The organism is Bradyrhizobium sp. 23AC, assembly GCF_054863025.1.
In genome coordinates, this window is sequence record NZ_JAVAYN010000015.1 from 97,687 (window position 1) to 124,458 (window position 26,772).

The 26,772-nt window shown below is 64.4% G+C and carries 21 protein-coding genes, 1 tRNA gene and 1 pseudogene; 11 read left to right on the top strand and 12 right to left on the bottom strand.

Translation table 11 applies throughout. The annotated features are described in order from the left end of the window. Window positions 1–109 precede the first annotated feature (109 nt). Complete coding sequence (gene gltB, locus RAD10_RS28815; protein WP_461620154.1) at window positions 110–4,843, bottom strand: glutamate synthase large subunit; 4,734 nt, start codon at window positions 4,841–4,843, stop codon at window positions 110–112. Window positions 4,844–5,334: 491 nt separating this feature from the next. Between gltB and RAD10_RS28820 the strand changes: the two are divergent. Beyond that, a pseudogene (locus RAD10_RS28820) lies at window positions 5,335–6,117 on the top strand (hypothetical protein). Window positions 6,118–6,201: 84 nt separating this feature from the next. On the opposite strand, the gene RAD10_RS28825 reads toward RAD10_RS28820, so the two are convergent. Next, on the bottom strand, window positions 6,202–6,972 hold the full coding sequence (locus tag RAD10_RS28825; protein WP_461620155.1) for an alpha/beta fold hydrolase: 771 nt from the start codon (window positions 6,970–6,972) through the stop codon (window positions 6,202–6,204). Window positions 6,973–7,124: 152 nt separating this feature from the next. After that, the gene (locus tag RAD10_RS28830) at window positions 7,125–7,595 is read right to left on the bottom strand and encodes an Hsp20 family protein (protein ID WP_165637930.1); all 471 of its coding nucleotides are present in this window, start codon (window positions 7,593–7,595) and stop codon (window positions 7,125–7,127) included. Window positions 7,596–7,816: 221 nt separating this feature from the next. Between RAD10_RS28830 and RAD10_RS28835 the strand changes: the two genes are divergently transcribed. Further along, window positions 7,817–8,764, top strand: a complete 948-nt coding sequence (locus RAD10_RS28835; RefSeq protein WP_028140009.1) for an alpha/beta fold hydrolase — start codon at window positions 7,817–7,819, stop codon at window positions 8,762–8,764. Window positions 8,765–8,896: 132 nt separating this feature from the next. On the opposite strand, the gene RAD10_RS28840 is transcribed toward RAD10_RS28835, so the two are convergent. After that, a complete protein-coding gene (locus RAD10_RS28840) occupies window positions 8,897–11,659 on the bottom strand; it encodes a di-heme-cytochrome C peroxidase (RefSeq protein ID WP_461620156.1) in 2,763 nt (920 codons plus the stop codon). A gap of 193 nt (window positions 11,660–11,852) precedes the next feature. Further along, a complete protein-coding gene (locus RAD10_RS28845; protein ID WP_461620157.1) occupies window positions 11,853–13,649 on the bottom strand; it encodes an adenylate/guanylate cyclase domain-containing protein in 1,797 nt (598 codons plus the stop codon). A gap of 249 nt (window positions 13,650–13,898) precedes the next feature. On the opposite strand from RAD10_RS28845, the gene RAD10_RS28850 reads away from it, so the two are divergent. Then, window positions 13,899–14,531 (top strand): LysE family translocator, encoded by a 633-nt coding sequence (locus tag RAD10_RS28850; RefSeq protein WP_461620158.1) that lies wholly within the window; start codon window positions 13,899–13,901, stop codon window positions 14,529–14,531. A gap of 81 nt (window positions 14,532–14,612) precedes the next feature. Here the strand turns inward: RAD10_RS28850 and RAD10_RS28855 are convergent, their stop codons facing one another. Then, window positions 14,613–15,365: a sulfite exporter TauE/SafE family protein gene (locus RAD10_RS28855; protein ID WP_091967279.1), complete on the bottom strand. Its 753-nt coding sequence runs from the start codon at window positions 15,363–15,365 to the stop codon at window positions 14,613–14,615. Between the two features lie 89 nt (window positions 15,366–15,454). On the opposite strand from RAD10_RS28855, the gene RAD10_RS28860 reads away from it, so the two are divergent. Then, window positions 15,455–16,345 carry a LysR substrate-binding domain-containing protein gene (locus tag RAD10_RS28860; protein WP_104464861.1) on the top strand — a complete coding sequence of 297 codons (891 nt, stop codon included), beginning with the start codon at window positions 15,455–15,457 and terminating at the stop codon, window positions 16,343–16,345. A 19-nt stretch (window positions 16,346–16,364) separates the two neighbouring features. Here RAD10_RS28860 and RAD10_RS28865 read toward each other — a convergent pair whose 3' ends face one another. The 3 genes from RAD10_RS28865 to RAD10_RS28875 all read right to left on the bottom strand — a co-directional run bounded on the left by RAD10_RS28865 (window position 16,365) and on the right by RAD10_RS28875 (window position 19,558). Beyond that, entirely contained in the window at window positions 16,365–17,330 is a 966-nt protein-coding gene (locus RAD10_RS28865) for a Bug family tripartite tricarboxylate transporter substrate binding protein (protein WP_461620159.1), read from the bottom strand. Between the two features lie 21 nt (window positions 17,331–17,351). Further along, window positions 17,352–18,134, bottom strand: coding sequence for a histidinol-phosphatase (gene hisN, locus RAD10_RS28870; protein WP_461620160.1), 783 nt, complete (start codon window positions 18,132–18,134; stop codon window positions 17,352–17,354). A gap of 533 nt (window positions 18,135–18,667) precedes the next feature. Next, on the bottom strand, window positions 18,668–19,558 hold the full coding sequence (locus tag RAD10_RS28875; protein ID WP_018316156.1) for an N-formylglutamate amidohydrolase: 891 nt from the start codon (window positions 19,556–19,558) through the stop codon (window positions 18,668–18,670). 326 nt (window positions 19,559–19,884) lie between these two features. Between RAD10_RS28875 and cpdR the strand changes: the two genes are divergently transcribed. Both cpdR and RAD10_RS28885 read left to right on the top strand, forming a co-directional pair. Further along, the gene (gene cpdR / locus RAD10_RS28880; RefSeq protein WP_007597092.1) at window positions 19,885–20,244 is read left to right on the top strand and encodes a cell cycle two-component system response regulator CpdR; all 360 of its coding nucleotides are present in this window, start codon (window positions 19,885–19,887) and stop codon (window positions 20,242–20,244) included. A gap of 75 nt (window positions 20,245–20,319) precedes the next feature. Next, window positions 20,320–20,394 (top strand) — tRNA-Val (locus RAD10_RS28885). A 203-nt stretch (window positions 20,395–20,597) separates the two neighbouring features. Here RAD10_RS28885 and RAD10_RS28890 read toward each other — a convergent pair. Next, window positions 20,598–21,125 carry a DUF4440 domain-containing protein gene (locus RAD10_RS28890; RefSeq protein ID WP_461620161.1) on the bottom strand — a complete coding sequence of 176 codons (528 nt, stop codon included), beginning with the start codon at window positions 21,123–21,125 and terminating at the stop codon, window positions 20,598–20,600. Window positions 21,126–21,304: 179 nt separating this feature from the next. On the opposite strand from RAD10_RS28890, the gene RAD10_RS28895 reads away from it, so the two are divergent. The 3 genes from RAD10_RS28895 to RAD10_RS28905 all read left to right on the top strand — a co-directional run bounded on the left by RAD10_RS28895 (window position 21,305) and on the right by RAD10_RS28905 (window position 22,660). After that, complete coding sequence (locus RAD10_RS28895; protein ID WP_038972867.1) at window positions 21,305–21,532, top strand: hypervirulence associated TUDOR domain-containing protein; 228 nt, start codon at window positions 21,305–21,307, stop codon at window positions 21,530–21,532. Between the two features lie 32 nt (window positions 21,533–21,564). Beyond that, a complete protein-coding gene (locus tag RAD10_RS28900) occupies window positions 21,565–22,101 on the top strand; it encodes a DUF488 domain-containing protein (RefSeq protein WP_461620162.1) in 537 nt (178 codons plus the stop codon). 73 nt (window positions 22,102–22,174) lie between these two features. Beyond that, window positions 22,175–22,660, top strand: coding sequence for an L-2-amino-thiazoline-4-carboxylic acid hydrolase (locus RAD10_RS28905; protein ID WP_461620163.1), 486 nt, complete (start codon window positions 22,175–22,177; stop codon window positions 22,658–22,660). A 12-nt stretch (window positions 22,661–22,672) separates the two neighbouring features. Here RAD10_RS28905 and RAD10_RS28910 read toward each other — a convergent pair whose 3' ends face one another. Further along, window positions 22,673–23,140, bottom strand: a complete 468-nt coding sequence (locus RAD10_RS28910) for an NUDIX hydrolase (RefSeq protein ID WP_461620164.1) — start codon at window positions 23,138–23,140, stop codon at window positions 22,673–22,675. A gap of 212 nt (window positions 23,141–23,352) precedes the next feature. On the opposite strand from RAD10_RS28910, the gene RAD10_RS28915 reads away from it, so the two are divergent. Then, window positions 23,353–23,775, top strand: coding sequence for a RidA family protein (locus RAD10_RS28915; protein WP_461620165.1), 423 nt, complete (start codon window positions 23,353–23,355; stop codon window positions 23,773–23,775). A 7-nt stretch (window positions 23,776–23,782) separates the two neighbouring features. On the opposite strand, the gene RAD10_RS28920 is transcribed toward RAD10_RS28915, so the two are convergent. Then, on the bottom strand, window positions 23,783–24,874 hold the full coding sequence (locus RAD10_RS28920) for an enolase C-terminal domain-like protein (protein ID WP_461620166.1): 1,092 nt from the start codon (window positions 24,872–24,874) through the stop codon (window positions 23,783–23,785). Between the two features lie 191 nt (window positions 24,875–25,065). On the opposite strand from RAD10_RS28920, the gene RAD10_RS28925 reads away from it, so the two are divergent. Then, complete coding sequence (locus tag RAD10_RS28925) at window positions 25,066–26,628, top strand: adenylate/guanylate cyclase domain-containing protein (RefSeq protein ID WP_461620167.1); 1,563 nt, start codon at window positions 25,066–25,068, stop codon at window positions 26,626–26,628. Window positions 26,629–26,772 lie beyond the last annotated feature (144 nt).

Below are 26,772 nucleotides of genomic sequence, written 5' to 3' on the forward strand. Positions count from 1 at the left end.
TGAGGAGCGGCGCGCTCTTCGCGCCGCGTCTCGAAGGATAGAGGCCCGGATGGTGGTCTCATGGTTCGAGGCGGCGCTTTCCGCGCCTCCTCACCATGAGGGCTTTCTCTTACGCCCCGATCGCGATTTTCGGCTCGGCGTCCGCGTTGGCGGCCATTTCGCGCAGCGCGCGCCGGTATTCGACCGGCATCACCTTGCGGAATTTGGGCAGCCATTCCTTCCAATTGGCAAGGATGTCGGCGGCGCGCTTGGAGCCGGTGGCTTTCGCATGGCGCGAGATCAAGACGTGCAGCCGCTCGACGTCGGAGGCGAGCAGGTTGTTGAACACGTCGACCCGGCCGTGCGCCTCGAGGTCACCGGAGTGGTGGTAGGTGCCGGCGTTGATCAGCTCCTCCGACAGCACGGGCTCGAGGTCGACCATCGCCATGTTGCACAGCCTGTCGAAATCGCCGGTCTCGTCGAGCACGTAGGCGATGCCGCCGGACATGCCGGCCGCGAAGTTGCGCCCGGTCTTGCCGAGCACGACCACGATGCCGCCGGTCATGTATTCGCAGCAATGATCGCCCGCACCCTCGACGACAGCCACAGCCCCGGAATTGCGCACGGCGAAACGCTCGCCGGCGATGCCGCGGAAGTAGCACTCGCCCTGGATCGCGCCATACATCACGGTGTTGCCGACGATGATGCTTTCTTCCGGCACGATGCTGCTGTTGGCAGGCGGCTTGACGATGATCTTGCCGCCCGAGAGACCCTTGCCGACATAGTCGTTGCCTTCACCTTCGAGCTCGAAGGTGACGCCATGGGCGAGCCACGCGCCGAAGGCCTGGCCCGCGGTGCCCTTGAGGCTGACATGGATGGTGTCGTGCGGCAGGCCGGCATGGCCGTAGATCTTGGCGACCGCGCCGGACAGCATTGCGCCCGCGGAGCGGTTGGTGCTGTTGATCGCAGCCTCGATCTTCACCGGCGCGCCGCGGTCGAGCGCAGGCGTCGCCTTCTCGATCAGCGTGCGGTCGAGCACCGCCTCCAGATGATGGTTCTGGCGCTCGGAGTGATAGATCTTCTGGCCCTTCTCTTCCTTCTGCTTGACGAACAGCTTCGAGAAGTCGAGGCCCTTGGCCTTCCAGTGTGCGACCAGCCTGGTCTGGTCGAGCAGCTGAACCTGGCCGACCATCTCGTTGAAGGTGCGGAAGCCGAGCGAAGCCATGATCTCGCGGACTTCCTCGGCGACAAAGAAGAAGTAGTTGATCACGTGCTCGGGCTGGCCGGTGAAGCGCTTGCGCAGGACGGGGTCCTGGGTCGCGACGCCGACCGGGCAGGTGTTGAGATGACACTTGCGCATCATGATGCAGCCGGCCGCGATCAAGGGGGCGGTGGCGAAGCCGAACTCGTCGGCGCCCAGCAGTGCGCCGATCACGACGTCACGGCCGGTGCGGAAGCCGCCGTCGACCTGGACCACGATGCGGCTGCGCAGCCGCTCGCGCACCAAGGTCTGGTGGGTTTCGGCTAGCCCAATCTCCCAGGGCGAGCCGGCATGCTTGATCGAAGTCAGGGGCGACGCACCAGTGCCGCCTTCGAAGCCCGCGATGGTGACATGGTCGGCGCGCGCCTTGGCAACGCCCGCGGCCACCGTGCCGACGCCGATTTCGGAGACGAGCTTGACCGAGACGTCGCCCGTCGGGTTGACGTTCTTGAGGTCGTAGATGAGCTGCGCCAGATCCTCGATCGAGTAGATGTCGTGGTGCGGCGGCGGCGAGATCAGGCCGACACCCGGCGTCGAGTGACGGACCTTGGCGATGGTCGCGTCGACCTTGTGGCCGGGCAGCTGACCGCCTTCGCCGGGCTTGGCGCCCTGCGCCATCTTGATCTGCATCATGTCGGAGTTGACGAGATACTCCGTGGTGACGCCGAAGCGGCCCGAGGCCACCTGCTTGATCGCCGAGCGCATGGAATCGCCGTTCGGCATCGGCTTGAAGCGGTCGGCTTCCTCGCCACCTTCGCCGGTGTTCGACTTGCCGCCGATCCGGTTCATGGCGATCGCGAGCGTGGTGTGAGCCTCGCGCGAGATCGAGCCGAAGCTCATCGCGCCGGTGGCGAAGCGCCTGACGATGTCCTTGGCCGGCTCGACCTGGTCGAGCGGGATCGGCTTGCGCTTCTCTTCGTCCGCGTTCTTGATCCGGAACAGGCCGCGCAGCGTCAGCAGACGCTCCGACTGCTCGTTGAGGATCTTTGCGAAGGCGCGATAGCGCTCCAGCGAGTTGCCGCGCGCGGCGTGCTGCAGCAGCCCGACCGACTCGGCGGTCCATGCATGGTCCTCGCCGCGGCTGCGATAGGCGTATTCGCCGCCGACATCGAGCGCGGTCTTGTAGACCTGCGCCTCGCCGAACGCGTCGGCATGACGGCGCACGGCTTCCTCGGCGATCTCGCCAAGGCCGACGCCCTCGACGCGGGTATGTGTGCCGGCGAAGAACTTTGCGACGAAGTCGGCCTTGAGGCCAACGGCGTCGAAGATCTGCGCTCCGCAATAGGACTGATAGGTCGAGATGCCCATCTTGGACATCACCTTCAAAAGGCCCTTGCCGATCGACTTGATGTAGCGCTTGACGATCTCGTAATCGTCGAGCGAGCCGGGCAGGCGGTCCTTCATCGCGACGATGGTTTCGAACGCGAGATAGGGATTGATCGCCTCCGCGCCGTAGCCGGCCAGGCAGGCAAAGTGATGCACTTCGCGCGGCTCGCCGGATTCGACGACGAGACCGACCGAGGTACGCAGGCCGACGCGGATCAGATGATGATGCACGGCGGCGCAGGCCAGCAGTGCCGGAATCGGCACCCGGTCGGTGCCGACCATGCGGTCGGACAGGATGATGATGTTGACGCCCTCGCGCACCGCGCTTTCGGCGCGCGCGCAGAGCTCGTCGAGCACCTGGTCCATGCCCGCCGCGCCGAGACCGGCGTGGAAGGTGGTGTCAAGCGTGCGCGACTTGAAGTGTGACTCGGCAACATCCGAGATCGAGCGGATCTTTTCGAGATCCGCGTCGGTCAGGATCGGCTGGCGCGCTTCGAGACGCTTGGTGGTGGCAAGCCCCTGTAGATCGAACAGGTTCGGCCGCGGTCCGATGATGGAGACGAGGCTCATCACCAGCTCCTCGCGGATCGGGTCGATCGGCGGGTTGGTGACCTGCGCAAAGTTCTGCTTGAAGTAGGTAAACAGCGGCTTGGCCTTGTCCGACAGCGCCGAGATCGGCGTGTCGTTGCCCATCGAGCCCGCGGCTTCCTCGCCCGTGGCCGCCATCGGCGTCATCAGGATGGCGATGTCTTCCTGGCTGTAGCCGAACGCCTGCTGGCGATCGAGCAGCGACAAATTGGAGCGCACGCCGGTGGTCGGAACCTTCGGCAGCTCTTCCAGCACGATCTGGGTCCGCTCCAGCCACTCCTTGTAGGGATGGCTCCTGGCGAGCTCGGCCTTGATCTCGTCGTCGGGAATGAGACGACCCTGTTCGAGGTCGACCAGCAGCATCTTGCCGGGCTGCAGGCGCCACTTGGTGATGATCTGGTCCTCGGGGATCGTCAGCACGCCCATCTCGGACGCCATCACGATGCGGTCGTCCTTGGTCACGAGATAGCGCGCCGGCCGCAGGCCGTTGCGGTCGAGCGTGGCGCCGATCTGGCGGCCGTCGGTGAAGGCGATCGCGGCGGGGCCGTCCCACGGCTCCATCAGCGCGGCGTGATATTCGTAGAAGGCGCGGCGCTTCTCATCCATCAGAGGATTGCCGGCCCACGCCTCCGGAATCATCATCATGACGGCGTGCGGCAGCGAGTAGCCGCCCTGCACCAGGAATTCGAGCGCGTTGTCGAAGCAGGCGGTGTCGGACTGGCCCTCATAAGAGATGGGCCAGAGCCGGTTGATGTCCTTGCCGTAGAGCTCGGAGCTCACCGAAGCCTGGCGCGCGGCCATCCAGTTGGTGTTGCCGCGCAGCGTATTGATCTCGCCGTTATGCGCGATCATGCGATAGGGATGCGCCAGCGACCAGGCCGGGAAGGTGTTGGTCGAGAAGCGCTGGTGCACCAGGGCGAGCGCGCTCTCGAAATCCTTCTCGTGCAGGTCGGGATAGTACTTGCCGAGTTGGTCGGCGAGGAACATGCCCTTGTAGATCACGGTGCGGCAGGACATCGAGCAGGGGTAATAGCCGGCAAGCCCGCGGTCGCGGCGCTGATAGATCGCCTGCGAGATCGACTTGCGCAGGATGTAGAGCCGGCGCTCGAACTCGTCCTCGGTCTTGGCGGTGCCGTTGCGGCCGATGAACACCTGCATGCAGGCCGGCTCGGTCGGCTTCACGGTGACGCCGAGCGAGGAATTGTCGGTCGGCACGTCGCGCCAACCGAGCAGGGTCAGGCCCTCCTCCTTGATCTGGTCGGCGATGATGCTCTTGATGACGTTGCGCCAGGCGGTGTCGCGCGGCATGAACAGCGCGCCGATGGCGTATTCCCCGGGGGCGGGCAATGCGAAGCCGAGCTCCTTCGCCTTGCGGCTGAAGAAGGCGTGCGGGATCTGCACCAGGATGCCGGCGCCGTCACCGGCGCGCGGGTCGGCGCCGACGGCACCGCGATGCTCGAGATTGCAGAGGATGCTAAGCGCGTCCGCGACGATCTCGTGCGACTTCTTGCCCTTGATATTGGCAATGAAGCCGACGCCGCAGGAATCCTTTTCCAGGCTCGGATCGTAGAGGCCAACGGCCGGCGGGCGCGAATTGTGTTCCTGAATCGGATCGGTCGTTTTCGAGGCGACCGTCGCCGACAGCTCTTCTGCCACGATGTTTGCGCTCTCGAATTGCGACCCGTTCATTGTTCCAATCCTCTCCGTGCGGCAAGCTGCCTCACCGCCATCTTCGGCGCACCTTGGGCGTTCCGCGGCACCCGCCTCTGGGTCACCGCTCGTCCGCTGCGAGCCGCATTTTCTTAAATTCAGGCCTAGGCGTTCTTCGTCCCCGAGAACGGCTTTGCCTGTTGCCTTATGGTGCTCGAAAGCACCGACTTTCGTTGCAATCCCTATGCCGGAACCGCAAGCAAAATTGAGACAGTCTTCCTGTCCTAACCGTCACCTTGCCAAATTTTTGTCTATCACACAAGCGCGTGGAAGTCCCGATTCCCGATATGTCAATCAATCGCTTTCCGAAAGTTGCGCGGCCCCGGTTTTGAAGCAAACGCGCCCCGATCCGGCCCTGTGGGCGCCGAAATCCCGAATGAAGCTTCAGATCAACCCTTCGAAAGGCGCGCCACGCCGCAAGAAGCGAAAGAGCGCGAGGCATTCGGGGGCCTGACAGGAGCGTGTCGACGATGAAGTTTTTCACAGGATGTGTGGCTGCTGCCACGCTGGCGCTCGCCATGAGCGCCGGGCATGGGCAGGTTTTGGCGCAAGTTCCCGCGAACGGTATCGCGAGAGGGGCGGCCATCGCGGTGTCGGATTTCGACGGACCCTATGCGCCCCCCGAAGCCGCCCCGCCACCGCCGCCGCGTTACGGCCAAGGCTAAGGTTACGGCTATGAAGAGCGCGGTCCGGCGTTGCTGCCGTCGACCGAGGTCTACGCGGTCTTGCGCGAAAACGGCTTCTCGCCGCTCGGCATCCCGCGCCTGCGCGGCAGCGTCTACACCATCGCAGTGATCGACCGCCGCGGCGATGACGGCCGGCTCGTGATCGATGCCCGCGACGGACGGATCATCCGTTTCATGCCCGCCGCCGATGCCTACGGCATGGCGCCCGCCTATGACGAGCGCGCAGCCACGCCTTACGGTCCGCAAAGCGCGCTGCCGCCGCCGACCGTGATCCGCAGCGGCCCGCCGCGGCCGCCGGCCTTGATCCCGCACGTGGCGAGCCGCGCCGTGCCGCTTCCGAGGGCCGCCCCGCGACGCGGCGAGACGCCGGTCGCCGCCAAGCCGGCCGAGCCTGTGACGCAGCAGGCTCAAGCGCCGCAGGCACAGGCACCGCAGCAGACCGCTGCCGCGCAGGCCAAGCCTGCCGAGGCCGCGCCACAAGCCATTGCGCCAACCGTCGGTCAGGCCAAGCCGGCCCCAACGATCCTGCCGACGCAGGAGATGCCGGCGGCCCAGGGGCTGGATTAGCGTCGCGAGTTTGGTGCGGCAGCAGCCGGGCAAAACAAAAGGCGCCTGAGCAATTCAGGCGCCTTCCGCATTTCAGCGATCGCTTCAGCTCCGCGGATATCCCGCCGCCTCCAGGATCAAATCCGCCACCTCCTTCGGATGCGACACCAGCGAGAGATGGCCGGCATCGAGCTCGATCGTGATGGCGTTCATGCGCTTGGCGAGGAAGCGCTCGAAATCGGGATTGATGGTGTAGTCGTTCTTCGACACCGCGTACCAGCTCGGCTTCGAATGCCACGCCGCTTCCGTGGTGCGGCCGGCGAAGATCGACGATGCGGTGGGCCATTGCACGGCATAAAGCTCCCTGGCCTGTTCCGGCTTCACGCCATTGGCGAAATATTTCAGGAAGGCGTCTTCCGACAGTTTTGTGTAGCCGTCGCGCTCGACGACGCCTGCACGCACCGCGCCGGTCGGAAACTGCTTCGACAGCGCGACGAAATCCTCGTTCGCATCGGGCGCGCGTGCGGCGACATAGACGAGGCCGGTGACTTTTGGATCGGTGCCGACCTGGCTGATCACGGTGCCGCCCCAGGAATGGGCGACCAGCACCGTCGGTCCGTCCTGCTCGGCCAGCGCGCGCTTGGTCGCCTCGACGGAGTCCGCAAGCGACGACAGCGGATTCTGTACAGCAGTGACATGCAGGCCCGCGGCCTGGAGGGTCGGGATCACCTCCGACCAGCTCGAGCCGTCGGCCCAGGCACCGTGCACCAGCACGACGTTTTTCGCCTTCACCGTTTGCGGCGTCTGCGCATGAGCAAGGCTGAGGGGAGCCGCCAGAAGGCTCGCGGCGACAAAAAGGCTGCGCCAGGGTGACATGATCTTTCTCCGGCTTGTTTTGGGTTCGATGCCAAAGGGACGGAGCGCGCGGCGGCGGTGTTACGCATTCTCACCACTCTGTGATGCAACGCAAAATGAAAACGCCCCGGGGCACCGGGGCGTTTTCGCAGCTTGGTGGCTGTCGACGTGATTTACGCGGCGGCTTGCGCGGCCGAGTTCTCGATCACCTGCGCCTTCGGTGCGCTGGTGTTGATCGCGATCTGGCGCGGTTTCTTCGCCTCGGGAATCTCACGGACGAGGTCGACGTGAAGCAGCCCGTTCTCGAGCGAGGCGTCCTTCACCTGCACGAAGTCGGCGAGCTGGAAGGCGCGCTCGAAGGCACGCGCGGCGATGCCGCGGTAGAGCACTTCGGACTTGCTGTTCTCGTTGGCGACTTTCTCGCCCTTGATCGTCAGCGTGTTTTCCTTCGCGACGATGGACAGCTCATCCCTGGCGAAGCCCGAGACCGCAACGGTGATGCGGTACGCGTTCTCGCCGGTACGCTCGATGTTGTAGGGGGGATAACCGGGGCTGCCGTCGGAGCTGGCCTGGTCGAGCAGGCTGAAGAGGCGGTCGAAGCCGACGGTGGAACGATAGAAGGGGGTGAGGTCGTAGCTACGCATGGTCAAGTCCTCCATTGAGCGACTGTTTGGTAACCCGCCCGCCAATCGGGCCGGGCTTTAGTCTGTGTGCAGCCTGATGTTCCGGTTCCGAAACACTGGTAGCGGCCTGCACGAAGATGATATGGGTGGAACGAGACGGCGTTCAAGAGGGCGGCAATCAGCGCCTTTTCGGCGCTCCCGCCCCTTGATTTGCAGCACTTCGCGCCCAAGCACTTCCAATCATGACGCTGGTCTCGATCCCGTCCAATCCCGTCCCCGAAGACGTCGTCAGCGGTACCATCAAGACGCCCGATGGCGCCGAGCTGCGCTTTGCGCGCTGGGCGCCGCCGGCGAACCGCAAGGGCACCGTCTGCGTCTTCACCGGACGCAGCGAGCAGATCGAGAAATATTTCGAGACCGTGCGCGATTTGCGCGACCGCGGCTTTGCAGTGGCAATGATCGACTGGCGCGGGCAGGGCCATTCCTCGCGCCGCCTGCGCGACCCGCGCAAGGGCTATGTGCGCGACTTCTCCGATTTCGAGGTCGACGTGGAGGCGTTCGTGCAGCAGGTCGTGCTGCCGGATTGCCCGCCGCCGTTCTTCGCGCTGGCCCATTCCATGGGCGGCACGGTGATGCTGCGGGTGGCGCATGCGGGCAAGCGCTGGTTCGACCGCATGGTGTTGTCGGCGCCGATGATCGACCTGCCCGGGCGCACCACCTCGCTTCCGGTGCGTGCGCTGCTCAAGACCATGCGCCTGCTCGGGCAGGGGGGGCGTTATGTCCCCGGCGGCAGCGACCGTCTCACCGGGCTCGATCCCTTCATCAACAATCCCGTGACCAGCGATCCGGTGCGCTATGCGCGCAATGCCGCGATCCTGGAGGAGGATCCGACGCTCGGGCTGGCATCACCGACCGTGGCCTGGGCCGATACCGCCTTCCGCGCCATGAACACCTTCAAGGGCAAGAACTACCCCTCGCAGATCCGCCAGCCGATCCTGATGCTGGCGGCCTCCAACGACGCGGTGGTCTCGACCGCGGCGATCGAGGAGTTCGCCTATCATCTACGCGCCGGCTCCCACCTCGTGATCGCCGGCGCCAAGCACGAGATCCTCCAGGAGCAGGACCGCTACCGCTCCCAGTTCTGGGCCGCCTTCGACGCCTTCGTGCCGGGCACGCCGTTGTTTAAGTGAGGAGAGAGCGCGTCATTGCGCCACAAACTCCGTCATGCCCGGGCTTGTCCCGGGCATCCACGGTCTTCGCGCCGGGTGGCAAGACGTGGATGGCCGGGACAAGCCCGGCCATGACGAAGAACTCTGGTCGCGCTACAGCGTCTTCAAATACTCGATCAGATCGTAGCGCTCGTTATCGTCCTTGAACATGCGGCCGATGACGCCATCGCGCTTCGGTTCGCCTTCCTTGCGCTCGAAGGAATGGCCGAGCACGCTGTTGCCCTGGATCGGGTCCTTCTCCGATCCCGCCGAGAACTGCGTTTCGCCCGTCTTGCATTTCTCATCCGCGGTCACCGCAAAGCCGACGGTGACGGGATCATAGTCGCGGCGGCCCATGCAGAATTTGGTTGGGCGCTCGTTCGCCGGCTTCAGCAACCAGTACAGCGAAGGCACCGAACCGTTGTGCAGGTAAGGCGCAGTTGCCCAGATGCCGTTCAGCGGCCGCGCGCGATAGCGTGGATCCGGCGCCGGATTGAGACAGTTCTTGCGCGCGAGATTCCACATTTTCGCCCGTTCCCCCTCCGGGACCTTCTCGTCGTCCATCCATTTACGGGCCACGAGGTCGACCACCGTCATGAGGCCGAGCGCATAGACCATCTCATTGGGTGATTTGCTCGCGGTGGGGATGTCGCATTGCCACCATTTCTGGAGGTCAGCCGTATTCACCTTCAGGAAGCCGGGCACATCGACGATCCTGTTGCTGAGAACAAGAGATTGTTCGGGATCCGTATTGATCTCCTTGAGGGGAATCGTGACAGCGTTCAGGACCTTGCTGTCGCCGTTCGGCTCCCAATGTGTCGAGGACCAGAAAGCCTTGGTGTTGACGGCCGGCAGGTGACATCCGGAGCACATCTCGGTGTAGATCTTGCGGCCGTTCTCGACCTTGGTCTGATCGATCCTCCATGCGTCGCCGAGGATCTGCGAGGGCCATTGCGGCGCCAGCAGGCCGCCGAATTTCGGATCGGCAGAGGGATCGGCCGGCTTGAATGGATCGGGGCCTCTCAGCATGTCCTCGATCCAGCCGAGCGTCCTGATGTTCACCGAGGACCGCCACAGCCGGTCCTCCGGGTAGGCGTCGGACAGGTTGAGCAGTGCGGTCACGCCGAGCGCTTCGCCGGCGTTGCGGATCAACGGCTGCTCGATTGACGCGTCGTACTGGGCGAATTTGAACCAGGGCACGGTCCAGATCGCGGGGTAGCTGACCGGGGCGTCCTGGGCGTGCAGGTTCTTCTCGAAGCCCTTGATCCCGCTCAGCGCGAGATCCTGCGAGAAGACCTGGTTGCCGATGCGGTTGAGAGCGTCGAGGCGGCCGAACCCTTCCTCCGTGTCCTGCTGCTGCCTGCCGTTCCAGGTCTTCTTGCTCTCAACCGTCTTTTGCTGGGTTTTCGCCCAGTCGATCAGGAACGTGCCGATCGCGCTGAGCTTCTGCTTGAGCGCGGCGCGGTCCGTCTTGCTGGCATCGGGGCCAAGCACGCGATCGGCAAAGCGCTGGAAGCGGAACGGGACATACAGGGTGTAGGCGATCGACAGGCCGGTCGAGAGCTCCAGCTTCTTCAGGTCGGTCATGGCCGGGCCGCCGTCGAAGCGCACGTCCACGCCCTGGTAATGGATCTGGCCGGTGTGGCAGGCCGCGCAGGTCAGCCCGATCTTGTCTTCCTCGCGACGGCCGGTCGCGGGATCGACGACGCCGGTCATCCGCGCGAAGCCGACCGGCAGGCCGTCGACGTTCTCCACCGGCGTCCATCTGGTCGACCAGTCCGGCGCCTGCGTCGTCTCATAGACGTTGGCGTAACCGAAGCGACGCAACGTCGTCGTGTCGGTCTGGATCGATTGCGGGCTCGGGATGAAGCCGAAGCCTTCGAGATAGGCGCTCTCCTTCATCATGCCGGGCTTCGAGAACAGATGGAGCCGCGGCTGCTCCAGCGCCATGAACCATTCATAGGGTACGGGGAAGGTCGCGGTGCCCTGGCTGGCATGATGGAACCAGTGCCGATCCTTCAGCGACCAGTTCTGCTCGAGCCAGAAGGCGGCCTTCGTCTCCGGGACCGCAGGCAAGGGCGGCGGCAAGAGATTTACGAGAATTCCCTTCTGCGGCAGCACGGCACGGATCTGATTGGGGAATTCGGCAACCGCGACGAGGGCAACGAGACCGACGGCGATCAGCAAGGCCGCAAGCTTGAGGGCGCCCCGCACCACGCGCTGACAGGTCGATAGCACCGGCGGGACCAGCCGCTGGTTGATGCGCGCAGGGAATTGGCGCTCGTTGAACAGTGTGCGCACGTCGGCAACGCCGAGATAGCGATCCTCGCCCGTGCCCTTGCCGATGATCTTCAGGAGGATCGGCCATTCGAACTTCATCAGCAGCGGGTAGTACCAGCGCGCGGCGCTGCCGGCGCGCTTGAGGTTGTCGCGCATGAAGATGTCGATTTCCGAGGCGTTGAGGCCCTGCTCGGAGCCGCCGTTCGGATCGGTGTAAGTCCGGCCGAAACTCGCGAACCGCGCGATCTCGTCCTCGTTGACCTTGCCGTCGACGCCGAGGATGCGTGAGCCGGCACCGCGCTTGTCCAGCGGGCCGCCGCGCAGCGCATCGAGCTGCGCGCCCGAAAAGATGCTCTTGAGGATGTGACCGAGACCGTTGGCGATGAGCGCCACGCCGCGGACCTGGAGCCGGGCAGACGCCTTCTTCAGCCCGGTTTCGCCGGTCGCATTCGCGATCGTCTCCGACAGCTTGCCGAGCGGGACAGTGCCGCCCTCGACGAAGCCCTCGCCGACGAGGCCGCGCAGGAATGGGCAGGGATTGTTCGGCGAGACCTGGATCGACGGGTCGAACGGCGGTTTCGAAGCGGGGTCATGCATGGCCCAAAATCCTGAAAACAGCGAATCGTGAAATGAGGCGCCGATCAAGCGCGGAAAGTCCTAACAAACCGACATCAGACTATACTACTTCAGCGTGTGGCGAAGTGTGGCCGATTTCACTGTCCTGTCAACAAGAGCAGGCGGGTTCTGGCTAAAGACTCAGGGAACGGCTGGGGGGACCGCGGCCTGCCGGTCAGGACTCGGCGACGCGTTTGACGTCGCTCTGAACCAAGGTCAGCTTGCCGAGCGGCACGCCGGCCTTCAGCAGCCCCTCGCGATAGTGGGCGAGATCCTCGGGCCGCTTCCAGTGGAAGTTACGCAAGTGACGATCGACATTGAGGGTCGGGTAGTTGCCCATCAGCACGGAGGTCGCTTCGCTCGCCTCGGCAGTCCGACCCGATTGTGCCAGGGCCGCGGCGCGGATCGCCAGCGCCTGCATGTGGTTGGGGTTGATGTAAAGCTGCTCGCGCGCCCATGACAGGGTCGCGTCATATTGGCGCAACAGATAATGACTGAAGGCGTTCAGCGCCGCCCATTGGTAGCGCGGGTCGCTGTTGTCGCGCTGCGCCGCCATCGAGAACAGCTCGATCGCCTCACGGTGCTCGCCGATGACGAAATGGCAGATGCCGAGCACGCCGCGCGCGCCCATGTCGTAGGGATTGAGCGCGACCGCGCGCTTGGCAGCGTCCATCGCCGCCTCGTAATGCCCTTCCATGGCGTGCGCCCAGGACAGGATCGAGAACGCAAAGGACGAGCGCGGGTCGAGCCGGACGCTGGTTTCGGCGAGGTTCATCGCCTCGGCCCACATCTCGCGCGTGCCCTTGACCCAGCCGAACTGGATGCTCTGGATCTGGATCGTGGCGAGATAGGCGTGCGCGATCGACAGTTTGGGATCGACCCGGATGGCTTCCCGGAACAGGTCGACGGCGGCAGTCAGGTCCTCCTTGGTCTGCCGGTAGTAATGCGACAGCCCCTTGAGGAAGCGATCCCAAGCGGTGACGTCGGTCGAAAGCCGCGCGGGCGCCGAGGCTTCCGCACGGACGATCTCGGTGGCGATGGCGGCGGACAGGTTGGTCGTGATCTCGTCCTGCATCGCGAAGAAGTCGCCGATGTCGCGGTCGTAACGGCCGGTCCAGAGCTGCTCGCCGGTCTCCGGCGCGATCAGCTCGGCGGTGACGCGGATCTTGGCTCCGGCGCGCCGCACCGAACCCTGGATCAAATAGGTGGCGTCGATCTCGCGCGCGATCAGGCGGGTGCTGGTGTTCCTGCCCTTGAAGGCGAACGTCGAGTTGCGGCTCAGCACGCGATAGAAGGATTGCAGTGACAGCGCGTGGATCAGATCCTCGGTGAGGCCGTCGGAGAAATATTCGTCCTGGGCATCGCTGAGATTGGCGAAGGGCAGCACGCCGACGATCGCGGTGCGGTACTGTTGCGAGAGGGCGGACGCCTCCCGGAGCTCGGGGGCGAGCGCCGGTGCACCCTCCGGTGTCCAGGTCCAGACCCCGACCGCATCCTTGATGTTCTTGAAGCGATGATTGCCGGCATCGACCAGCGGCACGCTGAGATGCTTGCTCGCCTCCTTGTAGGCCTTGGCCGAGATCGCAAAGCCGCCGGGGCTCGCGACCGATTCCAGGCGGACGGCAATGTTGACATCGTCACCGAATACCTCGTCCTCATCGGCGATGACGTCGCCCATGTGGATGCCGAGGCGGAACTGCATGGCACGGTCGGCCGGCAGATGGTGGTTGCGCTCCGCCATCAGCGTCTGCATCGCGATCGCGGCTTCGGTGGCGCCGACGATCGAGGGGAACTCCAGCAGGAAGCCATCGCCGGTGTTCTTCACGACGCGGCCGCCGTGATTGAGGATGATCGGGTGGATCGCGCTACGATGGGCCTTGAAGGCGGCATGGGTGCCGGCCTCGTCGCTGCCCATCATGCGCGAATAGCCGGCGACATCGGCGCAGACGATGGCTGCCAGACGTCTTTCCATATCCCGGAAGCTCCAAGGGATCGTGAAGGGATCGTGAAGGGATCTGGGACTGGCCACGGCGTGGCAAGTCGACCCGAATCCCGCATTTCAAGAACCTCGCCTTTATAAAGCAGATGTGGCCCAGCGGAAGCATGATCCGCATTGCAAATTCGAGGTAAATCCTCCGCAATCCCGGCGGTGGACGGCGGCGGCCGAACCGACTAAGCGGAATTGCGGCCGCCGGAACGGGCGGCAGGGGGCGCCTTTTGCATGCTGGGCATTCACGAAATCGGGCTCTTCATCCTGTCGGGCATACTGCTCAACATCACGCCGGGGCCTGACTCCGTCTACGTCATCGGTCGCAGCATGCAGATGGGCTGGCGGGGCGGCGCCGCGGCCGCATTCGGCATCAGTTGCGGCTGTTTCGTCCATGTCGCGGCCGCCGCGATCGGCCTTTCGGCCCTGCTGATGGCCTCGTCGACCGCCTTTTCGATCCTGAAGCTGGTCGGCGCGGCCTATCTTGTGTTCACCGGGCTTCAGATGCTGTGGTCGCGTCCTGTGCTGGCGGCGTCGATCGACGAGCCGGTGCGGAGCTCGCTGCGGCGGGTCTTCCTCCAAGGGGTCTTCACCAACGCGCTCAATCCCAAGGTCGCGCTGTTCTTCCTGGCCTTCCTGCCGCAATTCGTTGCGACCGATTCACCGCACAAGCCGCTCGCCTTCCTGACGCTCGGCCTGATCTTCATCTTTACGGGGACGCTGTGGTGCCTGGTGCTGGCCGCGTTCGCGGCGAAAGCCGCCCACCGCCTGCGCGAATCCGAAGGTGCGATCGCCTGGGTCAACCGAGCCCTCGGCGGCCTCTTCATCTATCTCGGCATCCGCGTCGCCATGCTGGAGACTCGGTAGCTCGTTTGAACGGACCACTGTTCGTATCCGCGGCGGCAGAAGAGGTGGGTTACGCTTCGCTAACCCACCCTACGATCTGCCTCAGGCGAATTCTTTCGCGAGCGCGCTGCCGGCGAGATAGAGACCGAGCAGGATCATCGCGATCAAGAACCAGCGGCGGAACGCTTCGGCCGGCATCCGCGCCCGCACCGACTGTCCCACGAACATGCCGGCAAAAGCCATGGCCATGCCCACCGCGCCCGGCACGACATTGGCTGGCGTCAACAGCCCAACGGCCGTCAGGTTGAAGGCGAGCGCCAATGTCGCCGTCGTGAAGAACACGCCGAGCGCCTGCACCAGCTCGTCCTTCTCCATGCCGATCGCCTGCATGAACGGCATCGAGGGGATCACCTGCACGCCGGTCGAGGCCGAGATCACGCCGGTGACGACACCGACCACGCCGCCGACCCATTTCTCGTTTTGCGGCGCGACGCGGAATTGGAACTTGTTCAGACCGATCACGGCATAGATGACGAGCAGGACGCCGAGCACGATCGTGCCGTAGCGCGCATGCGGGCCGGTCAGCGCACCGGCATTGAGCCAGCAGCCGATCACGGTGCCGATCATCAGCGGCCACAGCCGCTTCAGGATGTCGCGCAGATAGGGGCCGACGAAGGTCTGCCAGATGTTGGTGACGATGGCAGGCACGATGACGATGGCGATCGCGCGGCTGGGCGTCATGCTCACCGCGAGCAGGCCCATGGACACGGTCGGCAGGCCGAGCCCGACCACGCCCTTGACGAATCCGGCGATCAGGAAGACGGCGGCGATGACAATGAGAAGCGGGTCGATCATGTCGGCACATTGACCCAAGCGGCGATCAGGCACAATCTGGAGGTTACGCAGACAGCCTTCGTGAACTACGAAGGCTGGGGAGACCTGCCATGCGTTTCGACCTCGTCGACCTCCAGCTCTTCATTGCGGTCGCCGACCAGCGCAGCATCACCCGCGGCGCGGAGCGGTCGCATCTGGCGCTGGCTTCGGCCAGCGCGCGCATCAAGGGGCTCGAGGACGCGCTCGGCGTCGCGCTGCTCAAGCGCGGGCGGCGTGGCGTCGAGCTGACCGCGGCCGGCGAAAGCCTGCTCGACCATGCGCGGCTGGTCATCCACCAGATCGACGCCATGCGCGGCGATCTCGCCGGCTTTGCCAGCGGCGTGCGCGCCAGCGTGCATTTCCTCGCCAACACCTCCGGCCTGTCCGAGCATCTGCCGAAGGCGCTCGCCGGCTTCCTGCGCGAGCACCGCGACGTCGCCATCGACATCGAGGAACGCGAGAGCACCGACATCGCGGCGGCGATCACGGCGGGTGCCGCCGATCTCGGCTTTGCCGCCGAGCACGCGCTGCCCGATCATATCGAGCGCTTCGTCTTCAGCGAGGATCGCCTGACACTGGTGACCTCGCGCCGCGGCCCGTTCGCCGGCCGCCGTCAGATCGACTTCCAGGAGGCGGGGGCGTGCGACTTCGTCGGCCTGACCAGCGCCACCGCGCTCCAGATGCATATTTCGAAGCACGCGGCGCGGCTCGGCATGCGCCCGCATTTCCGCGCGCGCCTGCGCGATTTCGACGCGATCTGCCAGATGGTCGCCGCCGATGTCGGCGTTGCCCTCGTGCCCGAATCCGCCGCCCGCCGCTGCGCCAAGCTGATGCCGCTCGCCATCGTCCGCCTGCGCGATGCCTTCGCCAACCGTCGCCTCGTGATCTGCGCGCGCAGCTTCAAGGCGCTGCCGCGGCCGGCCAAGATGCTGGTGGAGCATTTACGGGCGGCGGCGGTGTGAGGGGGAGGGTAAGAAAGAGCTACTTCGCCGTCTCCACGCCCGCGTCCTTGATCACCTTGGCCCATTTCGCGGTCTCGTCCGCGATGAACTGGCGAAAATGTTCCGGCTCGTCGCCGACCAGCGTCGCACCCTGCTGGCCAAGCTTCTCCTTCACCGCCGGATCCGCCATTGCCTTGGTGGCGAGAGCATGCAGCGCCGCGACGATCTCCTTCGATGTGCCCTTCGGCGCAACCATGCCGTACCAGTTCTCGATGTGGAGGCCGGCAAAACCTGCTTCCGCGGTGGTCGGCACATCGGGCGCGGTCGGCGCCCGCGCGGCCGAGCCGACCGCAATGGGGCGCAGCGCGCCGGCCTTGACCTGCGGCAGCAGCACCGGAAGATCCAGGAACGTCATCTGCACCTGCTGGCCCAAGAGATCGTTCACCGCGGGAGCGGCGCCGCGATAGGGCACGTGAACGATGTCGATCCTGGCCGTCAGCTTGAAAAGTTCACCGGCCAGATGCGGCAGGCTGCCGGGGCCGGAGGAGGCGAAGTTGAGCTTGCCGGGCTGCGCCTTGGCGAGCGCAATCAGCTCGCCAATGTTTTTCGCCTCCACATTGGTGGCGACCACGAGCATTTCAGGCACGGTCGCAACCAGCGTCACCGGCGTGAGGTCGCTCAAGGTGTCGTAGGCGACTTTCTCCATGCTCGGGCTGATCGCGAGCGCGCCGGCTGAGGAGATCGCGATGGTGTAGCCGTCGGGGGCGGCCTTGGAGACCGCATCGGTGCCGAGCACGCCGCCCTGGCCGCCGTGATTGTCGATCAGCACCGGCTGCCCTGACAGCTCCGACATGCGCTGACCGATCACGCGGGCGATGATGTCGTTGGGACCGCCGGCCGGGAACGGCACGATCAGCTTGATCGGCTTCGCCGGAAAATTCTGCGCGGACGCCACTGATGGCAGCAGCAGCAACAATCCAAGAAGAAGCCTGCGTGAGATGGTCATGCAAGCCTCCGCTCGCGTTTGTTATTGGTTGAGCAGCTTCAGTGCTTCTTCGTGAACCCTGGCATCCCCGGCCGCGACGATGCGGCCGCCGCCCTGGGCCGGTTTGCCTTCCCAGGTGGTGACGACGCCGCCGGCGCCGGTCACGATCGGGATCAGCGCGGCGATGTCGTAAGGCTTCAGCTCGGTCTCGACCACGAGATCGACGTGGCCGGCCGCCAGCATGCAGTAGGAGTAGCAGTCGCCGCCATAGCGCGACAGGCGCGCACCCTTCTCGATGCGGCTGAAAATGGCGCGGTCGCGGTCGTTCATCAGGAGCGGGCTGGTGGTGTAGGTCGTGGCTTCCGAAAGCGAGGCGCAGCGGCGAACCTGGAGCCGGCGCTCGCCGGACGGGCCCTTGTAGTTGGCCGAACCGTTGTCGCCGGAGAAGCGCTCGCCGATGAAGGGCTGGTGCATCATGCCGTAGACCGGCGCGCCCTTGTGCAGCAGCGCGATCAGCGTCCCCCAGATCGGAAAGCCGCCGATGAAGGATTTGGTGCCGTCGATGGGGTCGAGCACCCAGACATAGTCGGCCTCCTCGCGCTCGTTGCCGAATTCCTCGCCGACGATGCCGTGCTGAGGGAAGTTGGCCTTGATCAGCCGCCGCATCACCGCCTCCGCGGCGCGATCGGCCTCCGTGACGGGGTCGAAATCCTTGGTCTTGCTCTTGTCGTCGATCGACAGCGAGGTGCGGAAGAACGGCAGGATGGTTTCGCCGGAGGCGGTGGCGAGCCGTCCGATGAAGGCGGAAAAGTCGATCACCGTCACAGGCCAAATCCTCAAAGCGAAAGTTGAATGGAGCTCCCCTCCTGCCTAGCTCAATTCGCCTCTCGCGTGCAGCGCTGTCTTGATCTTGCACCCTGGTATTTTGGATGCCGAAGCCCGCTGCCCCATCCAAGTCATCTGCTGGCCAAATATCGATCACAGAGTTGAAAACTTAGTTCCGAATATGCCTTGTTCGTATGCAAATGACTATCAACCCATTGAATTTCCTTATCAAAGAAACTGAATCTGGGTTTCCATAGAAGCAATTGAGCCATGTGCGTATTGCATGGGAAACGGCTCAAAAGCCCTTGCACTTTGTGCGTCGCGGTCGCATATTGTTGCGGTGCGGTAGCGCTTGGCGTTACCGCTGCCCTCCTTGGGCGTTTCCTCCCTAGACTTGGGCCGCTTGCGTCATTCGCGAGCGGCCCTTTTTTCTTTGCGCCTCTGTTTTCGTTTCAAAGCGCGCAGCGAAAGCGAGGCGAAGGCGCGCTCGCGCCAATCACAGACAATACGATCTGACGAAGAAAAGCGGGTGCCTATTCCGCCGCGGCCTGGAATGGGCCGAGATCACCGAACGGAATCGTGGTCGCCAGCACGTCGGCGAGAACGCCGAAGTCGGACGCCACCTGCGCAAAGCGTGCACTCCGCTCGCGCCGCCGCTCGTCCATATAGATCGCGCGGTTGAGCTCGAGCTGCACCGCATGCAGGCCGCTCGCGGGATTGCCGTAATGCTCGGTGATGAAGCCGCCGGCATAGGGCTTGTTGCGGCCGATCGAATAGCCCAGCCCGGTCATGGTCTCCTCGACCCGGTCGGGCAGAAGCGGGGTGCAGCTCGTGCCGTAGCGGTCGCCGATCACGACGTCGGGCCGGCGCGGCTCGTCCCTGCTGACGCCGACCGAAGGCATCGAATGGCAGTCGACCAGAACCACGGTGCCGAACATCTGGTGCACCTTGTTGATCAGCCGGCGCAGCGCGCGGTGGTAGGGCTTGTACAGCGTCTCGATCCGCCCCAGCGCATCGTCGACCAGGATGCGGTCGCGGTAGATCTCCTGGCCGTCGCCGACCACGCGCGGAATGGTGCCGAGGCCCCCGGCGACCCGCATCGAGCGGGTATTGGCAAAGCTCGGCAGCCGTCCGCTGAACATGCGGGGATCGAGCTCATAGGGCTCGCGATTGACGTCGACATAGGAGCGGGGAAAGTTGACCCGCACGGTCGGAAAGCCGCGCTCGCTCAAGTGGCCGATCAGCTCGTCCATGAAGGAATCTTCGGACCGCCGCAGCGTCGGCAGGTCGATCCTGGACGCCGCGAGGAATTCGTCCGGATAGGTCGAGCCGGAATGGGGCGAGTTGAAGATGACAGGCGCGCGCCATTGCGCGGGCTCAACGATCTCGAAGGCTGGCGACACCTCGCCGTCAAACCGGGTCATCTTCTCAGGCTTCGTCCCTTAGCGGCAGGATCCGGGCCTCGGATCGAATTGATTCGGCCGATCGATGCGGCTCTTATGTGTCGTCATTGTCCGGAATCGCAACCATTCTGCCAAGCGAAAAGATGTGATTGGCGCTGGAACATGTCTTAACCGTGTGGGCAGGGAAGCGGGGATGCGCCGGCGGCTCGATTGATTCGAGCGGCATTCCGGTTCACAAGGAGCCGGCAGCGCAGCCGGCTTGGGGTTAAGATTTTCACCCCAAATTTACCCTCTGTCCGGCTTAGTAAGCTCTGCTGATATCCTCTGGGGATTCGACGTTTCCTGCCATGCCAAAAATCCTGCTCGCCGAAGACGACAACGACATGCGCCGTTTCCTGGTCAAGGCGCTGGAAAACGCCGGTTTTCAGGTCTCGTCCCATGACAACGGCATGGCCGCCTATCAGCGGTTGCGGGAAGAGCCGTTCGAGATGCTGCTCACCGACATCGTGATGCCGGAGATGGACGGCATCGAGCTCGCCCGCCGGGCCTCGGAACTCGACCCCGACATCAAGATCATGTTCATCACCGGCTTCGCCGCGGTCGCCCTGAACTCGGATTCGGACGCCCCCAAGAACGCCAAGGTGCTGTCCAAGCCCGTGCATCTGCGCGAATTGGTCAGCGAAGTGAACAAGATGCTGGCGGCCTAAATCGGCCCCGTTCCGTCCTTGCGCAGGGTCCCCTCGTCCGTTATAGGGACCCCACCCGACGTAAGTGGACTATTAGGGCACGTAGCTCAGCGGGAGAGCACTACCTTGACATGGTAGGGGTCACAGGTTCGATCCCTGTCGTGCCCACCATCCTTCGCTCGCGATAGCGAGAGAAGGATGCCGCGCCGAAGCCCAAAGGGCGCAGGCGGGCTGCCGCCGCGAGCTTCGGCTCGGCAAGCCACGATCTCCATGCGAAGCGTGTCCGGCGTAGCTCGAAGAGCGGAGACGGACTGGGACGTCTTGCTCCCCCTTTGATGGAAACGTCCCGGCCACGCCGATCCGGGGCTACGCCGTCACTTCAGTTCCGTGTTCGCCACCGGCAGGATGGAGGCGACGTGCCAGCCGGTCGCATCCTGGACGTAGGTCTGGCTAATCAGAAACGTATTTTGTTGCGACGGCTTGCCCGGAAGGCCGCGTGTGAAAACGATGGGAACGAGGATCTGCATCACCTCGTTCGAGATCACCGCAACGTGGAATTTCGACATGTCGGGCTCGAGGTGCCAGGTGCCCTCGTAATACGCCTTGAATCGGGTGGCGACCGCATCGCGGCCTCTCGTCTCGATGCCTCTCGCAAACAACAGCGTGCCGGGCGAATTCCAGAGCATCACCTTCACATCGTCCGCATCATGCGCATTCTGCGCGGCGATGAATTTTTCGAAGATGGCTCGTGCCTCGGCGTCATTTGCGGCAGCTTGCGCGCCTCCTGCTGACCAGAACGTTGCGGCGAGGAGCAGCGCTGCGGTCGCTGCCGCAGCACGACGACGGCATCGCGCAAATGGCCGTGACCTGATGGAGCGGCGAGACATCTCGGAAGGGGGCATGGTCACCTCTCGTTTTGAATGATAGTCGTAATATCATCAATCGCCTCGCCGACCTTTCAGGATCGCGCGATCCGAGGTCGCCGCTGCATCACGTCTTCGTTGCCCACGGCTTGGTAGATCCTCGCGCGGTCGCGGGCTGCCCCCTGGAACAGGCCGGTGCTGCCGCGCATTGATCCGCCATGTCCAAGAACCCCGGAAAAAGGTTTGCCGTCGGCGACCACGTCAGCTGGAATTCCGAGGCCGGCCGGGTGCGCGGCCATATCCTGCGCGTGCACACCGCCGACGTCGATTACAAGGGCTACGTCCATCACGCTACGCCCGACGACCCGCAGTACGAGATCAGGAGCGACAAGACCGATCACGTCGCCCTGCACAAGGGCCGCGCATTGCGATCGTTGAAAAGCTGACGGCCGGCGAGCCGAGCGGTCGAGGTGTCACCATGGCTCATCCGTTCTTCACCATCGGCCACGCCACACGTTCGATCGAGGAGTTTGTCGAATTGTTGCAGGACAGCGCGGTCACCTTCGTGGCTGACGTTCGGACCGTGCCCCGCTCCCGTACCAACCCGCAGTACAATCGCGAGACCCTGCCGCAATCGCTCGCGGCTGCTTCGATCGGCTACGAGCACATTGCCTCGCTCGGCGGCCTGCGCAGCCGCAAGCGCGAGTTGCCGCGTGAGGCCAATGCCTTCTGGCAGAACGGCAGCTTTCACAATTACGCCGACCACGCGATGGGCGCGGCCTTTCACGAAGGGCTCGCACATCTGCGCGCCGTCGGGCAGATGGAGCGCTGCGCCATCATGTGCGCGGAGACATTGTGGTGGCGATGTCACCGTCGGATCATCACGGATTATCTGCTCGCCGCCGGCGAGACGGTGTTCCATATTCTCGGACCGGGGCAGGTCAAACCGGCCGAAATGAATCCGGCGGCGAGGGGCATGGCTGACGGCCGCCTGGCCTACCCGGCCGAGAGTTAGCCAATCCTCGCCGCGGAGATTATGCTTACGCTCCATCCTGGCTACGATGTGGCCTTCCGACGCGAGCCCGCCCATGAGCATATCCGTCATCGAGCAAGCAAAAATCCAGGCCCAGGTGCTGGTGCCGCTGGTCAAGGCGCTCCAGGCCGAGCTCGGCGAGGTGCGCGCCAACACGCTGGTGCGCAAGGCGCTCGGCGATCTCTATCGCGGCTTCGGCGCGGATTTCTGGAAGGCCAAGAGCCAGGGCGAGAGCGAAGCCGATCTGGGCAAGGCCGTATCGTCTGCCTTCAAGACCTACTCTCGCGACGACGCGCTGGCTTATGACGTCATCGAGCAGTCGCATGATGCCTTTGCCTTCGACGTCAAGCGCTGCGCCTATGCCGACTTCTACAAGGCGCTCGGCGAACCGGAGCTCGGCTTCCTCCTGATCTGCACGGCCGACTTTGCGACCGCGGAAGGCTTTGGTCCCGACATCAAGCTCACGCGGACGCAGACGATCATGCAAGGCGCGTCCCATTGCGACTTCCGCTACAGGCGCGACGGTGGCGAGGGCCGGTGAGGGGAGCGCCTGTCACGTTCCGCCGTCTTTTGCTCGCAGCAGCACATCCTTCACCCCGGCCGGATAAAGGCTCGGTCCGGCATCCACGTCGAGGTCGGCAAGGTCGAACCAGCGTGCGACGATCGGCTCTCCATTGTCCTCGAGGAAGTCGATGCGATCCTGCCCGGCGAAGGCGTCCTCCGGAAACGCGACCTCCGCGACGAACATTACCTCGTGCCCGGTCGATCCCTCGTGCACAAAAATGTTCTCCAGCACCAACGGCTCGCTTGTGATGGTGACGTCGATGCCGAGCTCCTCGTTGAACTCGCGCATCAGCGCCGCGCGCCAGCTTTCGCCGAACCCGATCTCGCCGCCGAGCGGCCGAACGCCCTTGATCCGCCCGGCATCGTCGCGAATTTCGGCCGCCAGCAGGCGCCCGTCCCGCCAGTGCAGGCCGATCGCGACGACGCGGATGTGGGGATGAGGGCGCCAAATGGTCATGGCGGATCGTTATCGCGCGCGCCGCCTCCGTGCAATGCGTGGGAGGCCAGGTCTTGTCACGCCAGGCCTGATCAGCTTCGCAGGCTTGATCCATCATTCGCCGCCTGCCATTGTCCGTTCATTCGCCACGGCAACGAGCTGGTGCGATCGAGCTATCGCGTGCGGCGAAATGCGTCGCTTCGCCGGATGTGAAGAGAAGGCAGGCTATTGAGATGAGCAGCGTGAATAAGCCCGGCGGCAACTACTTGCCGGTGATCATCCATGGTGGACTCGCTTATGTCAGTGGCCAGCTGCCGCGTCGCGGCGAAGACCTGCTTTATGTGGGCAAGGTCGGAGCAGGCGTCGATATCGCGGCCGCACAAGACGCTGCTGCCCTTTGCGCTGATCTCTGCATTTCCGCCATCAATCACGCCACAGGCGGAGAGGACCGGATCGTCCAGGTCCTGCAGCTCGTTGGATACGTCGCTTCAGCGCCTGGATTTACCCAGCAGTCGCAAGTCATGAACGGTGCCTCCGACCGGCTGATCGAACGCCTCGGCGAGCGCGGTCGTCATACGCGTACGTCGGTCGGCGTCGCCGAGTTGCCGCGAGGGGCGCCGGTCGAGCTGAACATGGTTGCCGCTGTCCGGTCATAGCGGGCACCTATCTCACGAGATATTTGGCAACCGCCGCCTCGTCCCACGCAATCCCGTTGCCGGGCTCCTCGCTCGGCAGCGCGAAGCCGTCCTTGATCTTCAGCCGCGTCGAAAGCACCGCGTCGGCCCAGTCGACATATTCCAGCCAATGCGCGGTCGGCGTCACGCAGAGCAGATGCGCGCTGACTTCCGAGAACAGGTGGGTCGACATTTCGATGCCGGCGGCATGCGCGAGTGCGGCCGCGCGCAGCCAGCCGGTCACGCCACCGATGCGCTGCACGTCGGGCATCACGTAGTCACAGGCCTCAGCCGAAAGCGCCGTCTGCATCGAAAAGGCGCTGTCAAAATTCTCGCCGATCTGGACGGGCGTATGCAGCGCGTCGGCAATGCGGGCGCAGCCGGCATAATCGTCGTGGCGGATCGGCTCCTCGATCCAGCTCAGCCCCTCGTCGTCGAGCATCTCGCCGCGTTGGATGGCCTCGGTCACCGTCAGTGCCTGGTTGTAGTCGCACATCAGCGTCACCTCGTCGCCGACGGCCTTTCTCACCGCGCGGACGACGGCGAGATCCTCCCGCGCATCGGGCCGGCCGACGCGGATCTTGGCGGCCTGAAACCCCTCGGCCAGCAACTTGTGCGCCTCCTCGACCGCGGCGCGCGCCGGCATGATGCCGAGCCCCTTCGAATTGTACGCCTTGACCGGCTTCGGCGCGCCGCCGAGCAGCCGTGCCAGCGGCAGGCCTCTGCTGCGGGCAAGCGCATCCCACGCCGCCATGTCGATGCCGGATTGCGCCAGCCGCTGCAGGCCGGCGAGGCCAAGCAGGGTGAAGCGCTGGGTCAGCTTGCGCTCGATCTCGAACGGCAGCAGCTCGTCGCCGGCAAGCAGGTCTGACATTTCCGTGACCATCGCCGTCAGCGGCTTCAATGCCGACGGCGTGATCGAGAACAGATAGGCGTGCCCGACCGCGCCCTGGTCGGTCTCGCAGTCGATCAGCACCAGCGGGGCCTTGGCAACAGCGCCGGTCGAGGTCTGCAGCGGCAGGTTCATCGGCACGATCACGGGCCGCGCATGGAAGCGTTTGATGCGAATGGTCGAGGTCATGAGTCTCTCCAGGCGGGGCGGATGCAGGTCGATGTCGATCTTAAACAACTGTGATGAAACGAAAAGACGCGTTCTGCGACCACCATAAAATGGGGTTGCGCCAGCCTTCCTTTTCTGGGCTCTGTGCCGCCGCATGTTCCATCGCGGGCGCCGGATCACCGCGGCAAAATCGCTCACAACGGAGCCACCGAGTGAAACAAGAGATCTCCGAAGAACAGCGCAAGAGCGGCCTGCTCACCGGCGCCGTGATCGCATTCCTCCTGCTCGCTTTGCCGCTTGCGGTGTGGCTGGACCTGACCGAGCTGAGCAAGTCGGCGCTACGCCGGCAGGCAGTCGATCTCAATTCGGTGATCACGAGCGTGCGCAGCTATTACGCCTCCAACGTGGTCGGGCGCGTGCTGGCCAACCCAAACGGTACCACGAAGGTCGTGCATAATTACGAATCCGTCCCCGGCGCGATCCCGATTCCCGCGACGCTGTCGCTCGAGCTCGGGCGGGTGATCGGGGCGCAGCAGGAGAACATCACCTATCGCTTCGTGTCGGACTTCCCGTTCCAGAACCGCGCTCCGCACCAGCTCGACAAGTTCGAAAAGGACGCGCTCGATGCGCTGCGCAGGGATCCCGAGCAGAAAATTGTCGAGACCGAAACATCGCTGTTCAACGACAAGGTCCGGCTGGTCGCCCCCGTCACGATGGGCCCGGCTTGCGTGAGCTGTCACAACAGCCACCCCGAGAGCCCGAAGAAGGACTGGAAGGTCGGCGACATCAGGGGCATCCAGGAGGTGATCATCGCGCAGCCGATCGCCGCCAACATCTTCTCGTTCAAGTTCCTGCTGGCTTATTTCCTGATCGCGGCCGGCAGCGGTCTGTCGTTCCTCTCGCTCCAGCGCCGCCAGGCGAGCCGCATCAAGGGCATGAACAAGGAGCTCGAATCCGCCAACGACTTCCTCGCCTCGCTGTCGATGAAGATCTCGCGCTACATCCCGCCCCAAGTCTACAAGAGCATCTTCTCCGGCCAGAAGGACGTCACCATCCACACCGAGCGCAAGAAGCTCACCATTTTCTTCTCCGACATCCAGAACTTTACGGCCACCGCCGAGCGGCTGCAGCCGGAGCAATTGACCCAGCTCCTCAACGAATATTTCACCGAGATGTCGGCGATCGCGCACGAATATGGCGGCACCATCGACAAGTTCATCGGCGATGCCATGCTGATCTTCTTCGGCGACCCCGAGACCAAGGGCGACCGCACTGATGCCCAGGCCTGTCTCCAGATGGCCTGGCGCATGCAGCAGCGTCTTGCCGAGCTCAACGCGAAATGGCGGGCGTCCGGCATCGAGCAGCCGTTCCGCTCGCGCATGGGCATCAATTCCGGCTATTGCAATGTCGGAAATTTCGGCAGCAGCGACCGCATGGATTACACCATCATCGGTGCGGAAGCGAACCTCGCCGCCCGCCTGCAATCGATCGCCGAGCCCGGCGGCATCGTGCTGAGCTACGAGACCTTCGCGCTGGTCAGCGACATCGTCCGCGCCCACGCGCTGCCCGCGATCACCATGAAGGGCATCAGCCGCGAAATCATTCCCTATTCCGTCGACGCGCTGAGCGACGCGGTGGCCGAGCGAAGCGGTGTCATCACCGAGCGCGCACCGGGCCTGGAGCTTTATCTCGATCCCGCGGTGGTGAAATCCGGCGATGCGGCCCGCGTGCGCGCGCTGCTGGAAAGCGCGCTGGCCTCGCTCAAGCCCACGTGAGGGCTGCTGTTCTGAGAGAGCTTCCGTGGGGCAGGCTCTCTTGCCCTCCCCTGGAGGGGGAGGGTCGATCGCGCGTAGCGCGAGCGGGGTGGGGTGATTTCTCCTCAAGGGCAGCGTTCGATGAGGAGAGACCGTCACCCCACC